Raw genomic sequence first — 14,017 nt, 5'->3', positions numbered from 1 at the left:
CATTATCTCTCTGTAAAAATCCAAAATTAAATCCATTTAACCCACCCACACAAGATTGACAACGGCAACAATATTTGCAATATTAGTTTCTTTTTAGAACTAAAAAGAGATAATCATGGCAACATTGATTAGCACTGAAAAACGCGGACATATTTTATTAATTGGTTTAAATCGTCCAGAAAAACTCAATAGTTTTAATCCAGAAATGATCGCTCAACTTGCTCATGCCTATAAACAACTCGCCAAAGATCCCGAATTACGTTGTGGTGTATTATGGGCACATGGTACAGATTTTACCGCAGGTCTGGATATGCCGAGTATTGCCAAACATGTTCCCAAGGCACTGATCAAACCTTTTATTCCCCGTGGCACTCTAGATCCATGGGGCGTTTCCACCCTACAATGCCCAAAACCGATTGTCAGTGCGGTACAAGGTCGATGTTATACCTTAGGCATTGAACTGATCCTAGCAGGTCAAATTACTGTTGCTGCGCAATCCGCTACATTTAATCAATTTGAAGTTGGTCGTGGACTTTTCCCTTTTGGTGGAGGGACCGTGCGCTGGCCACATTCGGTTGGCTTAAACAATGCCTATCGTTATATTCTGACAGCCGAATGGTTTAATGCAGATGAAGCCTATCGTTTAGGTCTGGTTCAGGAAGTTGTGCCTGATGGACAACAAGTAGAAAAAGCCATTGAACTGGCAGAAAAAATTGCAGCACAGGCACCTTTAGGAATCCAAGCCATTCTTAAATCCACACGCCTTGCACAAGCAAAAGGCAGCCAAGTTGCATTGGCAAAAGTAAAATGGCAAATTTTACGTTTATTCCTGAGCAAGGATGCCAAGCGTGGCATCGAGGCATTTAAAAATCGTAGTACTGCAAATTTTAAGGGAAATTAGAAATTATGAGCAAAAGGATCATTATATTCTCATAGGCAATATTCAAACATTTGTATCAATTATAAACAACTAGCATTGCATCATGAAATCCACTATACAAATACTCAGATTCTGGTTAAAAATGAGTAGACTCTAACCGTTGCCAAGTGATTGGTGTGTCAATTTCGGCGAGGTGTTACCGAGTTCTGGATGTTCAATTGCGTTTTTACATAAGGCTTTATCCCGTTCATAATCGGCTTTTCGTTTTTCAATATCAATGCTGTGTTCATCAATACTTCGTGTCCATGCATCCAGACTGGTCAATGATTTACGGCACAAGGCATATTTTCCTTCTGTCACGGCATCAGTCATTTTTACCTCAATCCGCCAGCGTGTAGAGAGTTCACGTAAGGGCTTACGTACCATTTCATTCAAATTGTCTTTTTCACCTGAATACAAGATTTGATCCAGTTGATTAATCAAAATCCATGCCTCATTTGCCACAGCAGAGGCATCATTGCTTAATTTCTGTGCGGGTCTAATTTCTTGTTGTTGCTCATTCTTACCACATCCAGCCAAAACCAGACTGGCACACAATGCAAACACAATAGAAACCGTTTTAATGTTCATGAAAAACCAACCATGATTTGATGATATTTGTACTGGGAATACTAAGGAATTGCTTTACAATACTCAATACTTTGCAGGTTTTGATTTTTTGCTACAACAGCGGTTTTATTTTGAATTCACACATATTAAGCTCGCCCGGTACATTCCGGGATGGCGCAAAAGATGCCTTGGTCATTGTCTTTACCTATTTACCGGTATCTTTTGCATTTGGCGTTGGTGCGGTCAGTTATGGTTTTAGTCCATGGGAAGCCCTGTTTCTTTCCAGCACCATGTATGCTGGTGCCAGTCAGTTTTTGGTAATCGCCTTGCTGGCTTCCGGCAGTTCGATCTGGATTGCTGCCATTACCGTCATTGCACTGGATATTCGTCATGCACTGTATGGTCCTGCGTTATACCAGAATATCCCCAAGCCATTACAACTGAAGAAAACTGCGATTTGGGCATGGGGCTTGACCGATGAGGTGTTTGCCCGTGGTTTGATCGAATTATCCCAACGTAAACAGCACTGGTCAGAATCTTGGATGCTGGGTTTAAGTTTAACGGCATGGGCTTCATGGGCACTTGGTTCTTTACTGGGCGGTTTATTTGCCAATCAGATCCAGCATTTACCCAAATTTTTACAAGCCAGTCTGGATTTTTTATTACCAGCTTTATTTTTAAGTTTTTTACTGGCGGCATTTGAACGCAAACAGAAATATGTAATTGCCGTGGCACTGATTGTCAGTGCATTCGGCTGTATTTTTGTCGGGCTATCCTTTGCAATTTTTATCGGGATTATCGCAGGCATGCTGACCGCCATCGTGCAGTATCAATATAATACAAGGATCACACATGCATCTTGAAGTTATTATTATCGGGATTGTGGTCGGTATTGCCAATTTTTTAAGCCGTTTTGCACCACTATGGTTTTTGCAGAGGAAACATCGCAAACAAACACAAAAAGGTCATGCATGGATTGGGGTTGCCATGGGCAGTATCGGCATCAGTGCCATTTGTGCCATGTTGATGGTTGCCAGTTTACCGCCTTTAATGGAAAATCCCGCAAAAACGCTGGCAATGGCATGTGGCTTTTCCATATTGGTATTGGTGTATTTCTTAACTAAAAAAATTGTACTGGCAACACTGTTGGCCGCACTTTGTTATGGTTTGGTATTTACTTATGTCCCTGTTTAAAATGCTTTTGTATATATAAAAGTACGTCGCTAAACACTGGATGCATCTTCCAATCCTTCATTTTCTGGTGGATATTGTGCAAATCACTCCAGAAAAAATCAAATGTATGTCCATGGTCATCAATCGTCTGCCAAGACCATTGCATGCGATTTTCATTACTTTCACAATAATAAAAATGCCATTGCTGATTGACAATACTAAAGATCTTTTCTCCCAAATAATGTAGTGAATCTGGATTGACCTTTAAACCCGATTCTTCCCAAAGCTCCCGTGCAGCAGCTTGTATAAGATCTTCATCAGGATCAGGTGTCCCTTTCACCAATTGGATACCTGCATTTGGATGCTGAAACAGCAGAATATCCAATCGAGCCTGATTCTTTTTTAAAACAATGGGACACACTTTATGCCGTATCATTTCATTAGTCCCATGCTCTAAACAATTAATTCAATTCTTTAATTAATGTCTGCATCAACGCCGCAGCATCCAAACGGCGAATATTGGCCACATTGCTGCCGGCCCAGAATGCGCCAAAGCCTTGCTCACCTTGTTTACTGGCTGCGGCATGTAACTGCTTGCCCAGATCATAACTATAAGGATAGCCAGCATGTTGTGGACGCTCAGGTAAATCGACATATTGATGCCATGCATTAAACAAACCACGTGCTGCCCGACCGGAAATACTATCGCTAATCTGGGTAAGGGGTTGCTCAAATAAAGCCGCACGATACGCATCATTGGCTGCCGATTCGGCACATTGCACAAAAGCCGTACCAAGCTGAGCCGCATCTGCACCCAATTCACGATATAGACGAATATCCTCACCAGTCATAATGCCACCTGCGGCCACGACAGGCAGATCAATATATTGCTTAAGCAACAATAATAAATCCAGCGTTGCCAGACCTGCATCACACTGCGGATTAAATGTACCACGATGTCCACCTGCCTCAATCCCTTGAGCAATTAAGATATCAATGCCAGCTTGTTGTGCCGCAAGAGCTTCACTAAATTGTGTCACAGACACCATAGTCAAAATACCGGCTTGTTTTAAAGCAGTGAGTTGATCCGGACGTGGTAAGCCAAAATGAAAACTCACCACTTTCGGTTTTGTTTCCAGTACAACATCGAGTAAATCATCATTTTCCGCAAAACTTTGATAAATTTTCTGCAAAGTTTGCGGAGGTGCTGCATCAAACTCGGCAAACTGAGTACTTAAATAATCGATCCATTGCTGGGCATGCTGTGGATTATATTCGGCCGATTGATGACAGAAAAAATTGACCTGAAACGGTTTTTGTGTCAATTGTCGGGTTTTTTCAATCGCCGTTTTTGCAGCCTGAACCGAACTTGCACCTAGACCTAATGCCCCTAAACCGCCTGCATTGGAAACCGCAGCAGCCAGCTCTGGTGTCGATACACCTGCCATAGGCGCGACAAAAATGGGATGAACAATATCAAGTTGTTGTAATAAATCCATGATTGGTCTCAAATTAATCTCAAACAGTTAGCTTAACATGAATTTCGCACTGCTGAATTTTGTTCGGTGATGTTGGTTATTTACATCATATTTTGATTTGAATCGATAATCGGTAGTTTTTTGAGCAAAAAATAGTAAATAACATCATCAAAACCAATCAAAGTGCATTTTTCATTGGTTTTCATAGTAAAATTTGCACTTTGTTTTTCTCACTAGAGATACGGCGTAAGCACAATTTATTAAATAATTGTGCTTTTAAATTAAAATTTCATCATATGCGGCGTGAATACCACAAGATGAAGTGAAGTTCATGGCAATGCGCCTGCCAGATTTGATCACGCCCTTTCTTTCGATTTATATTTTCAAGGAATCTTTATGTTAGCACTAGATATACAACATGTTCGAATGAATCAACATGCTGACGATAAAGCGCAAGCATTACAGTGTCTAGTCGATATTTTAGTAGAAGATCAACTGGTCAGTGCCGAATACCTCGATGGCCTAACCACACGTGAACAACAAAGTCCAACGTATTTAGGACAAGGCATCGCCATTCCACATGGTACGCCACAATCGAGGCAGTATATTCAGCAAACAGGCATCCGACTGGCACACTTTCCCAATGGCGTACTTTGGGATGGCGAAAATACAATTTATCTGGCTGTGGTAATTGCCGCAAAATCCGATGAGCATTTGCAGGTCTTACAATTATTAACCAAAGCCCTAAATAAAGATATATCACAACAAATTCAGGCTGCAAACACACCAGAACAACTGGTCGAGCTATTACAGGCACAGCCTGCAACACTGGCATTGCATGAACAACTGATTGCCACGCAAGTTGCCGCACAGGACATTGAAGATTTTTTTTGGCAGGCAACGCAACGCTTAAAACAACATCACTATGTTGAATGTGGTTTTCTAAGTGCACTTAACCCCAAACACCTAATACAGCTCAATGAAGAAATCTGGTCGATTAGCACACATCAACAGGTTTTAAGTCCAGCAATTGCGATTGTACAATCAGCATCCCCGATACAGTATCAGGATAAAAATTTACAAACACTGGTCTGTATTGCAAGCAATGATCAAATGGATCTTTCACAGCTGAATCGGCTATTGGATATTTTTTTCAATCCGGAGCAATCCTCTCAAATCAATACAGAAAAGGATGCACATCAACTTGCACAGTTGATTGGTGCAGATATTATTCCGGATTGGCCCTCGCAAACCGTACAATTGGCCAATGCCCATGGCCTGCATGCACGACCAGCCACCCAGTTGGTAAATCTCACCAAAAAATTTCAGGGCGAAATACATGTTCAAGTCGATGGTGGTGCCTTTGTTTCTGCCAAAAGTCTGACCAAACTCTTATCATTGGGCTGTCAACGTGGACAACACCTGACCTTTATTGCCGAACCCGATAGCGATGCAGTACAAGGATTAAGTCAGATCATTGCCGCAGTCCAGCACGGTCTGGGCGAAGAAATTCAACCCATTGATACACAGCAAAATACTACAAATACACAGCCTGAAATTTTGACGTTTGAGTCTGATGCAGATACAGATGCCAAGACACACGGTATTGCCGCCTCAACCGGACTAGCTTATGGTCCGGCTTATGTGATTAAGCCACGTCAATATGATTACCCACGATTGGCAAGCAATATCAAGGATGAAAGCCTAAAACTCGATATTGCTTTGCACACGGTTAAAAATAATATTTATCAATTGATTGCCAAAACTGATGTGAATGACATCAAGCAGATCTTCACGGCACATCTGGAAATGCTTGATGATCCGGAACTCATTCACAATGTGCAAAAAGGCTTAAAACAGGGTCTGTCTGCGGCTGCGGCCTGGCATGATTATATTGAATCGGCAGCACAGGCACAGGAAGCCTTACAGGATCGCTTACTGGCCGAACGTGCTGCCGATTTACGCGATATTGGTGAGCGTATTCTGGCACATTTATGCGGTGTGGAAGAACAGGTTGCACCTGATTCACCCTATATACTAATCATGCATGATGTCGGACCAAGTGATGTGGCACGTTTAAATAAAGAGCGTGTAGCCGGGATTTTAACTGCTGTTGGCGGTGCAAGTGCGCACAGTGCCATTGTTGCCCGAGCATTGGGCATTCCGGCCATTGTTGGCGCAGGCTCACGTGTTTTAGACATTCAAAACAATGAAACTGTCTTGATCAATGGCGATAGCGGCGAATTTATCATACAGCCGGATGCCGCGCTGATTGAACAGGCAATTCTTGAGCGTGAACGCCAACATGCCCTTCGTCTTGAAGCAGAAAAACACTGTATGGCGCCTGCGATTACATTTGATCAGCATCAGATTGAAATTGCAGCCAATATCGGCAATATCCATGCCACCGAACAAGCGGTAAATGATGGTGCCGAAGCGATTGGTCTATTACGTACCGAACTGGTATTTATGGCGCATCAAAATGCACCAAGTGAAGAGATTCAGCAAGCGGATTACCGCACAGTATTGGATACACTGGCAGGTCGTCCACTTGTCGTCCGCACACTAGATGTCGGGGGTGATAAGCCACTGCCCTATTTACCGCTTCCTAGTGAAGAAAATCCATTTCTGGGTTTAAGAGGTATTCGTCTCACCTTGAGAAAACCGGAATTATTACAGCAACAATTGATTGCTTTATTAAAAGCTGCGGATGATCGGCCTTTACGCATCATGTTCCCCATGATTGGCCGTGTAGAAGAATGGCGTGCAGCCAAAGCCATTTTAGATGAAGTACGCCAGCGATATCCTTGTAAAAATCTACAAGTCGGCATCATGATTGAAGTCCCTTCGGCTGCCTTACTGGCACCGATTCTGGCACAGGAAGTCGATTTCTTTAGTATCGGCACCAATGATCTGACGCAATATACGCTGGCGATTGACCGGGGACATCCATTACTTTCTGCCGAAGCAGATGGCTTACATCCGAGTATTTTATTACTCATTGATCAAACCGTACGGGCTGCCCATCAATATGGCAAATGGGTGGGTATCTGCGGTGAACTTGCTGCCGACCCCAAAGCAGTGCCAATCCTGATGGGACTTGGAGTAGATGAATTGAGTATGTCCAGTACCAGCATTCCATTGGTAAAAGCACAAATCCGTCAACTTAATTTTACAGATTGTCAGACACTCGCTCATCAAGCATTACAGTGTGACAGTGCAACATCTGTTCGCGCTTTGGGAGCCTAACAACATGGCAAAAATTTTAACCATTACCTTAAATCCTGCAATTGATATTACGCTGCAACTCGACAGCTTAAAAGTAGGTGAAGTCAATCGACATCATGCCCTACAGAGCCATGCCGCAGGCAAAGGGTTGAATGTCGCTCAGGTACTCAAAGATCTCGGACATGAACTGATCATCAGTGGTTTTCTCGGACAAGATAACCGTCAAATCTTTGACACACATTTTGCTGCACAAAACTTTGACAACCATTTTGTCTATATTGCTGGGGAAACCCGCCAGAACATTAAAATTGCCGAACAATCAGGATGCATGACCGACATCAACGGCAAAGGCTTCTGGGTCGATGCACAGGCAAAGCAACAATTACAGCAAAATATTGAAGCAGTACTGGATCAGGTTGATGTTGTGGTGATCTCAGGCAGTTTGCCACAAGGATTTAGCCCGGAAGAACTCACGCAACTCATCCTTTGGTTAAAATCAAAAGGCAAAAAAGTTGCTGTTGATAGTAGTGGCAATGCTTTGAGTGCAGCAATTGCCGCCAATCCATGGCTCATCAAACCCAATAGTGATGAACTGACTGAAACCTACCAACTGCCCGCCACCACTGCCGCCGAACAACAACAATTGTTTGCCAAACTCGATGCCAAGATTGAAAATATTGTGGTATCGATGGGTGAATATGGTGTGAACTGGTTGCATCCACAGCATCCGTTACATGCCACAGCACCGAAAGTTCAGGTCATCAGTACCGTAGGTGCCGGTGATTCTTTATTGGCAGGCATGATTCATGGCTTATTGGCGCAAACCACACCAGAAAAAACCTTGACCACAGCAACTGCGATTGCCAGTCATGCCGTCACCCAAATCGGTTTTCATCTTTCAGATTTATCCTTGATTGAAGATTTGAAACAAAACATCTCCACCAAGGAGTTAAATTAAGATCATGCAAGCGATTCAACAAATATTATTTATTGCAAATTCCCCCAAACACGCCATTGATGCTTTAATTTGTGCCAAAAAACTTAGCTCTATCGCAACAACATCAGGTTTTGACGCACAAGTTAGCCAAGATATTGATGCACTGGATCTAAATGCTTTTGATGTCATTGTTTTTGTCGGTCAGCAAAGTAACCTTCCACAAGACTTAAAAGATAAAAAAGTTGCCGTCATTGCCATTAAAGATGTCCAGCAAGATGCAAATCAAGCATTGCAATACGCATTAGCGCATACCAGCAGCATTGATGAACTCCTTCAAAATACGCAGACTACAACATCAGGAGCACAGCGTTTTGTTGCAATTACGGCTTGCCCTACAGGTGTCGCCCATACCTTTATGGCAGCAGAAGCCCTCCAGCAAGGTGCAACCAAACACGGCTATGAGATTCAGGTCGAAACGCAGGGTTCAGTCGGTGCAAAAAATATTTTATCTGATCAAGTGATTGAACAAGCCGATATTGTGATTCTAGCCACCGATATCGAAGTGAATATCGATCGCTTTGTTGGTAAAAAAGTCTACCGCTGTAGTACAGGTTTCGCCCTGAAACAAACTGATAAAACCTTTGAAAATGCGATCAAAGAAGCCAAGGTTTTAGAATCAGGCAAACAACAAAATGCCACAAATAGCGATAGCACGAGCGAGAAAAAAGAAAAAATCGGCGTGTATAAACACTTACTCACAGGTGTTTCATTTATGCTACCGATGGTTGTGGCAGGCGGTTTACTTATCGCCCTATCCTTCTGTTTTGGTATTGATGCCTTTAAGGAAGCTGGAACATTGGCAGCGGCATTAAAACAGATTGGTGATGCTGCCTTTTTACTGATGGTGCCGATGTTATCCGGCTATATCGCCTACTCGATTGCTGATCGTCCCGGCCTTGCACCCGGTTTAATCGGCGGTGTACTGGCAACAGAACTGCAAGCTGGATTTCTTGGTGGGATTGTATCCGGCTTTTTGGCAGGCTATCTGGCCTTATTATTTGCAAAACAGATCAAATTACCCAGCAGTTTAGAGGCTTTAAAACCGATTCTGATTATCCCATTACTCACCAGTTTGCTGGTGGGGTTGTTGATGATTTATGTGGTTGGGCAGCCTGTCGCACAAATTTTTGAAGTGATGCAGAATTTTCTCAATAGTATGGGTACCACCAATGCCGTATTAATGGGTATGATTCTGGCTGGTATGATGTGCGTGGATTTAGGTGGTCCGATTAATAAAGCGGCTTATGCCTTTACTGTCGGACTGCTCACCACACAAACCTATATGCCAATGGCAGCAACCATGGCAGGTGGTATGGTGCCAGCCATAGGTTTGGCGATTGCCACCTTGATTGCCAGAAATAAATTTAATCAAGCCGAGCGTGATGCAGGTAAAGCTGCCTTTGTACTGGGACTTTGTTTTATTTCTGAAGGCGCCATTCCATTTGCAGCAAAAGATCCAATGCGTGTTATTCCTTGCAGCATTGCCGGCGGTGTACTCACTGGTGCATTGGTGGCATTATTTCATTGTGAATTGATGGCACCGCACGGTGGTGTATTCGTTCTATTAATTCCAAATGCGATTAATCATGCCCTACTTTACTTGATTGCGATTGCTGCCGGAAGTCTTGTTACTGGAATTTCTTATGCCTTACTTAAAAAACCATTGCTTGTTACAAATACAATGGTTGAGGTGAAATAATAGTAAAAAACTAAGATGATCATTAAAAAGAGTCCAAACATGCCTAATGCTGGACTCTTTTTCAATCAAACTCACATCATATCAAAGAAGTAAATTCCATCAAAAATACAATAATAACTATAAACCAGCATAACTTTTTAAGATCAATCTAAAATTTTTAAGTCATTGTTGCAAATTTTCTATTAAAATTATACTCACTTTTTAAGCGCTTTATGCGCCAATAATTCCTGTTGAATAAACGCATCAATCATGGTTCGATAAACCACTTCCACCACATCTGGATTGGCTTCCAAATCTAGCGCCTTGGCTTTTACTTTGGCAATCACTTGCTCAACCCGATTCGGGGCTTTTACCGCATCTGTATCTTTTTTAAACTTTGCAGCCTGTAAGACAAATTTTTCTCTTGCCGCAATCAATGCAATAATTTGTGCATCAATCCCGTCTATTTCTTGTCTTACTTCATCAAGATTATCACAAATTTTCATCATAAAATGCTATCAACCATATAGTCGCATAGATTCTCAAATGAGTCACTATGCGACATTTAACCCAAAACTCTTATTGATTACTCACTTGCAACAATAGCCCTGCTTGTGTTGCCAACTCAGTAAAGGTTGGGAAGCTGGTCGCCACGGTTTCTGTACCCACAATTGTAATCGGCTCGGCAGCACGTAATCCGGCCATACTAAAACTCATGGCAATCCGATGGTCATGATGTGATTCGATTTGTCCACCAGCAAATACTGGTGACCAATCGCCTGCTTTGCCTTTACCCTGAATAATAATGCCATCTGTTGTTGGCGTACATTGAATGCCTAATAGTTTTAAACCATCAGCCATCACTTGAATACGATCAGATTCCTTAACCCGCAATTCTGCCGCACCAGTCAATACTGTTTCACCTTCTGCACAGGCAGCTGCAATAAATAATGCAGGAAATTCATCAATCGCCAAAGGCACCTGATCTTCCGGAATATGAATGCCTTTTAAGGTCTGGGTACCACGAATATGAATATCGGCAATCGGTTCACCACCGGCAATGCGTTCATTTTCAACTGTAAGGTTTGCACCCATCTGTTTTAAAATTTCAATGACACCGGTACGTGTTGGATTAATCCCGACCGCTTCGAGAATAATATCTGCGCCTTGGGTAATGGCTGCACCGACCATAAAAAATGCCGCGCTGGAAATATCGGAAGGTACTTGAATATCCGTACCAATCAGCTTCCCGCCACCTGTGAGTGAAATTTTATTACCTTCGGTTTTTACCTCATAGCCAAAAGCACGTAACATGCGTTCGGTATGATCGCGAGTCGGTTCCGGTTCTGTAACAGACGTTTTACCATTCGCCCAAAGCCCTGCCAGTAAAATACCGGATTTCACCTGTGCCGATGCCATCGGTAAATCGTAATGAATACCTTGTAGGTGCTGACTACCAGTAATACTGACAGGCGGCGTACCTTTTTCACCGGTGGTCTGAATTTTTGCACCCATTAAACGTAGTGGTTTGGCAATCCGTTCCATCGGACGTTTGGATAAGGAAGCATCACCCGTCATGACAGAATCAAATTGTTGTGCCGATAAGATACCGGAAAGCAAACGCATACTGGTCCCAGAATTGCCCATATATAAAGCACTAGCCGGTGCCTTTAAGCCATTGATACCCACGCCATGAATGGTCACTTCACCATTTTTGGGGCCTTCAATCGAAACACCCATATCACGAAATGCCTGTAAGGTCGCCAGTGCATCTTCGCCTTCCAGAAAACCAGTGACGTGTGTGGTGCCTTCGGCAATCGCACCAAACATAATCGAACGATGTGACACAGACTTGTCACCCGGTACGGTAAATTTGCCTTCAAATTTTTGTGTGCCCGGCAAAATCGTGAATTGTTGTGTCACAGTATGGTTCTCCATCAGGGGTTGGTTGGCAAGCATGTGATTAAAGTGCTGCCGTGCAGCACGGGCATGACCTAACATTCCCATTAATTTTTGTGAATCTTCGTTTTCAATCACTTGCTTGAATTGTTGTAACTGCTGTTCAAATCCTGCAACAGCATTTAAAATTGCTTTTTTATTGGCAAAAAAGATGTCATGCCACATCTGCGGATCACTGGCAGCAATACGGGAAAAATCACGGAATCCTCCGGCAGCATAACGAAAAATATCCAGATTATCCTTGCGACTTGCCAGTTGCTCAACCAGATTAAACGCCATTAAATGGGGTAAATGGCTGGTATGTGCCAACACCTCATCATGACGATCCACATCCATACAGATCACTTCGGCTTGGGCTGCTTGCCAAAGCTGAATAAGTTTCTGTACTGCTTTTTTGTCACTACTTTGTAATGGCGTTAGAATGACTTTGTGATTGGCAAATAAATCAACTTTACCTGCATGTACACCACTATGCTCACTACCGGCAATCGGATGCCCAGGAATAAAACCTTTAGGCAGGTTTTCACCAAATACTGCCTTGGCTGCATCAACCACATTACCTTTGGTACTGCCGACATCAGTAATAATGGCATCTTCACGCAAGAAGGGTTTAATTTTTTCCAGTGCAGATTGCGTGGCTTGTACAGGTAAAGCCAGTACAATTAAATCAGCACCTTTAACTGCTTCACCTGCATCATGGAAACCTGCATCAATCAGACCCAGTTGTTTGGCATCCTGTAAGGTTTTGGCCGAACGTGTTGATGCCACCACCGACTTTGCCAGGTGCTGCGCCTGTATCAGACGCGCCAGACTTGAACCAATCAGACCCAGACCAATAAAAGCAACTTTTTCAAATAATACAGCTTGCGACATCGATCCTTATTCCTTATCACCAAGCACAGTTGCCAATGCTGTCAGGAACTTGGCATTTTCGGCTTCTGTACCAATCGATACCCGAATATGTTTGTCAATGCCAACCGGACGCACAATCACACCCTGCTTTAACAAAGCATTAAAGGTTTGAGCCGGATCAGCATCAATGTTAATCAATAAGAAATTGGCACGAGAAGGCACATAACTTGAGCCTAATTGTTCAATGCCTTGTTGTAATTGCGCCATACCGGCTTTATTGACCTGACGGGATTTTTCAATAAAATCCTGATCCTGTAATGCAGCTACGGCTGCCACCATCGCCAGATGATTGACATTAAAAGGCTGACGAATCCGGTTTAAATAATTGGTGATCTGTACAGATGCCAGTGCAAAACCAACCCGTAATGCTGCCAGTCCATAACATTTGGATAAGGTACGACTTACAATTAAATTTGGATACTGTGCTAAAAATTTAAGACTGTTAAAGTTTTCCGGGAAATATTCCACATAAGCTTCATCCAGTACCACAACTACATGCGCAGGAACTCTTTGCATAAATTGCACAAATTCCGCTTCTTCAAACCATGTACCTGTCGGATTATTTGGATTGGCAATAAAAATCAGTTTGGTATTGTCCTGAATCGCCGCTGCCATCGCTTCGAGATCATGTGCAAAATCTTTGGCTGGTACTTCAATCGCCTGTGCATGAATGGCTTGTGTCAACAACGCATAGACCGCAAACGCATGCTGGCTATAAATCACAGAGTCTTGTTCTGAGACAAAAGTACGGGCAATAATTTCCAGTAAATCATTCGAGCCATTACCGAGCGTAATCTGATCATGCTCAAAACCAAACTGTTTATGAATCTGGTCTTTAAGAATAAAACCGCCACCATCAGGATAGCGTCCAATTTCAGCCACCTGATCAATTACTGCCTGTTTGACCTTATCCGAGCAACCTAATGGATTCTCATTGGACGCCAGTTTGACAATATCATGAATGCCTAATTCGCGTTCCAGCTCAGAAATCGGTTTACCCGGTTGATACGGTTTGAGTCGTTCAATACCCTGATTTGCAACTGTAATGGTTTCAGATCGCGTTGGCGTGAATGTAGATGTCATGATATAAAACTCGCTAAAAT

General features: G+C 42.8%; 12 protein-coding genes. 6 read left to right on the top strand and 6 right to left on the bottom strand.

The window, feature by feature from the left end:
• Nucleotides 1-115: 115 nt before the first annotated feature.
• Complete coding sequence (locus tag CRO21_RS05330) at nt 116-901, top strand: crotonase/enoyl-CoA hydratase family protein (protein ID WP_097078299.1); 786 nt, start codon at nt 116-118, stop codon at nt 899-901.
• 132 nt (nt 902-1,033) lie between these two features.
• Here the strand turns inward: CRO21_RS05330 and CRO21_RS05325 are convergent, their stop codons facing one another.
• The gene (locus tag CRO21_RS05325) at nt 1,034-1,510 is read right to left on the bottom strand and encodes a hypothetical protein (RefSeq protein WP_097078298.1); all 477 of its coding nucleotides are present in this window, start codon (nt 1,508-1,510) and stop codon (nt 1,034-1,036) included.
• Between the two features lie 110 nt (nt 1,511-1,620).
• Between CRO21_RS05325 and CRO21_RS05320 the strand changes: the two genes are divergently transcribed.
• Nucleotides 1,621-2,352, top strand: coding sequence for an AzlC family ABC transporter permease (locus tag CRO21_RS05320; RefSeq protein WP_228150367.1), 732 nt, complete (start codon nt 1,621-1,623; stop codon nt 2,350-2,352).
• Nucleotides 2,342-2,683, top strand: coding sequence for an L-valine transporter subunit YgaH (gene ygaH, locus CRO21_RS05315; protein ID WP_097078296.1), 342 nt, complete (start codon nt 2,342-2,344; stop codon nt 2,681-2,683). Before CRO21_RS05320 ends, ygaH begins: the two co-directional genes overlap by 11 nt.
• On the opposite strand, the gene CRO21_RS05310 is transcribed toward ygaH, so the two are convergent.
• Together CRO21_RS05310 and CRO21_RS05305 are read right to left on the bottom strand one after the other, a co-directional pair.
• Complete coding sequence (locus CRO21_RS05310; RefSeq protein WP_213064401.1) at nt 2,664-3,098, bottom strand: NUDIX domain-containing protein; 435 nt, start codon at nt 3,096-3,098, stop codon at nt 2,664-2,666. The two genes, ygaH and CRO21_RS05310, sit on opposite strands and share 20 nt — an antisense overlap.
• Nucleotides 3,099-3,123: 25 nt before the next feature.
• Entirely contained in the window at nt 3,124-4,161 is a 1,038-nt protein-coding gene (locus tag CRO21_RS05305) for an NAD(P)H-dependent flavin oxidoreductase (protein ID WP_097078295.1), read from the bottom strand.
• A gap of 375 nt (nt 4,162-4,536) precedes the next feature.
• Here CRO21_RS05305 and ptsP point away from each other — a divergent pair, with 375 nt between their 5' ends.
• From ptsP to CRO21_RS05290, 3 genes are read left to right on the top strand one after another with little or no spacing between them, the layout of a single operon-like run.
• Nucleotides 4,537-7,389 (top strand): phosphoenolpyruvate--protein phosphotransferase, encoded by a 2,853-nt coding sequence (gene ptsP, locus CRO21_RS05300; RefSeq protein WP_097078294.1) that lies wholly within the window; start codon nt 4,537-4,539, stop codon nt 7,387-7,389.
• A gap of 4 nt (nt 7,390-7,393) precedes the next feature.
• Nucleotides 7,394-8,326: a 1-phosphofructokinase gene (gene pfkB / locus CRO21_RS05295; protein WP_097078293.1), complete on the top strand. Its 933-nt coding sequence runs from the start codon at nt 7,394-7,396 to the stop codon at nt 8,324-8,326.
• A gap of 4 nt (nt 8,327-8,330) precedes the next feature.
• Nucleotides 8,331-10,064: a fructose-specific PTS transporter subunit EIIC gene (locus CRO21_RS05290; protein WP_097078292.1), complete on the top strand. Its 1,734-nt coding sequence runs from the start codon at nt 8,331-8,333 to the stop codon at nt 10,062-10,064.
• A gap of 194 nt (nt 10,065-10,258) precedes the next feature.
• Here the strand turns inward: CRO21_RS05290 and CRO21_RS05285 are convergent, their stop codons facing one another.
• From CRO21_RS05285 to hisC, 3 genes are all read right to left on the bottom strand, one after another.
• The gene (locus tag CRO21_RS05285) at nt 10,259-10,552 is read right to left on the bottom strand and encodes a chorismate mutase (RefSeq protein ID WP_097078291.1); all 294 of its coding nucleotides are present in this window, start codon (nt 10,550-10,552) and stop codon (nt 10,259-10,261) included.
• Nucleotides 10,553-10,622: 70 nt separating this feature from the next.
• Nucleotides 10,623-12,875, bottom strand: a complete 2,253-nt coding sequence (locus CRO21_RS05280; protein WP_097078290.1) for a bifunctional prephenate dehydrogenase/3-phosphoshikimate 1-carboxyvinyltransferase — start codon at nt 12,873-12,875, stop codon at nt 10,623-10,625.
• Between the two features lie 6 nt (nt 12,876-12,881).
• Nucleotides 12,882-13,997: a histidinol-phosphate transaminase gene (gene hisC / locus CRO21_RS05275; protein WP_097078289.1), complete on the bottom strand. Its 1,116-nt coding sequence runs from the start codon at nt 13,995-13,997 to the stop codon at nt 12,882-12,884.
• Nucleotides 13,998-14,017 lie beyond the last annotated feature (20 nt).

Origin of the sequence: Acinetobacter puyangensis (assembly GCF_900096995.1) — a bacterium.
Taxonomy (GTDB): domain Bacteria; phylum Pseudomonadota; class Gammaproteobacteria; order Pseudomonadales; family Moraxellaceae; genus Acinetobacter; species Acinetobacter puyangensis.
This window is presented reverse-complemented; position numbering and strand designations above follow the sequence as displayed.

Bases quoted from the DNA above. Each gene is read 5' to 3' on its own strand.
- CRO21_RS05290 (WP_097078292.1), top strand. From the start codon at position 8,331: ATGCAAGCGATTCAACAAATATTATTTATTGCAAATTCCCCCAAACAC.
- CRO21_RS05285 (WP_097078291.1), bottom strand. From the start codon at position 10,552: ATGATGAAAATTTGTGATAATCTTGATGAAGTAAGACAAGAAATAGAC.
- ptsP (WP_097078294.1), top strand. From the start codon at position 4,537: ATGTTAGCACTAGATATACAACATGTTCGAATGAATCAACATGCTGAC.
- CRO21_RS05330 (WP_097078299.1), top strand. From the start codon at position 116: ATGGCAACATTGATTAGCACTGAAAAACGCGGACATATTTTATTAATT.
- CRO21_RS05280 (WP_097078290.1), bottom strand. From the start codon at position 12,875: ATGTCGCAAGCTGTATTATTTGAAAAAGTTGCTTTTATTGGTCTGGGT.
- CRO21_RS05310 (WP_213064401.1), bottom strand. From the start codon at position 3,098: ATGATACGGCATAAAGTGTGTCCCATTGTTTTAAAAAAGAATCAGGCT.
- hisC (WP_097078289.1), bottom strand. From the start codon at position 13,997: ATGACATCTACATTCACGCCAACGCGATCTGAAACCATTACAGTTGCA.
- ygaH (WP_097078296.1), top strand. From the start codon at position 2,342: ATGCATCTTGAAGTTATTATTATCGGGATTGTGGTCGGTATTGCCAAT.
- pfkB (WP_097078293.1), top strand. From the start codon at position 7,394: ATGGCAAAAATTTTAACCATTACCTTAAATCCTGCAATTGATATTACG.
- CRO21_RS05325 (WP_097078298.1), bottom strand. From the start codon at position 1,510: ATGAACATTAAAACGGTTTCTATTGTGTTTGCATTGTGTGCCAGTCTG.
- CRO21_RS05305 (WP_097078295.1), bottom strand. From the start codon at position 4,161: ATGGATTTATTACAACAACTTGATATTGTTCATCCCATTTTTGTCGCG.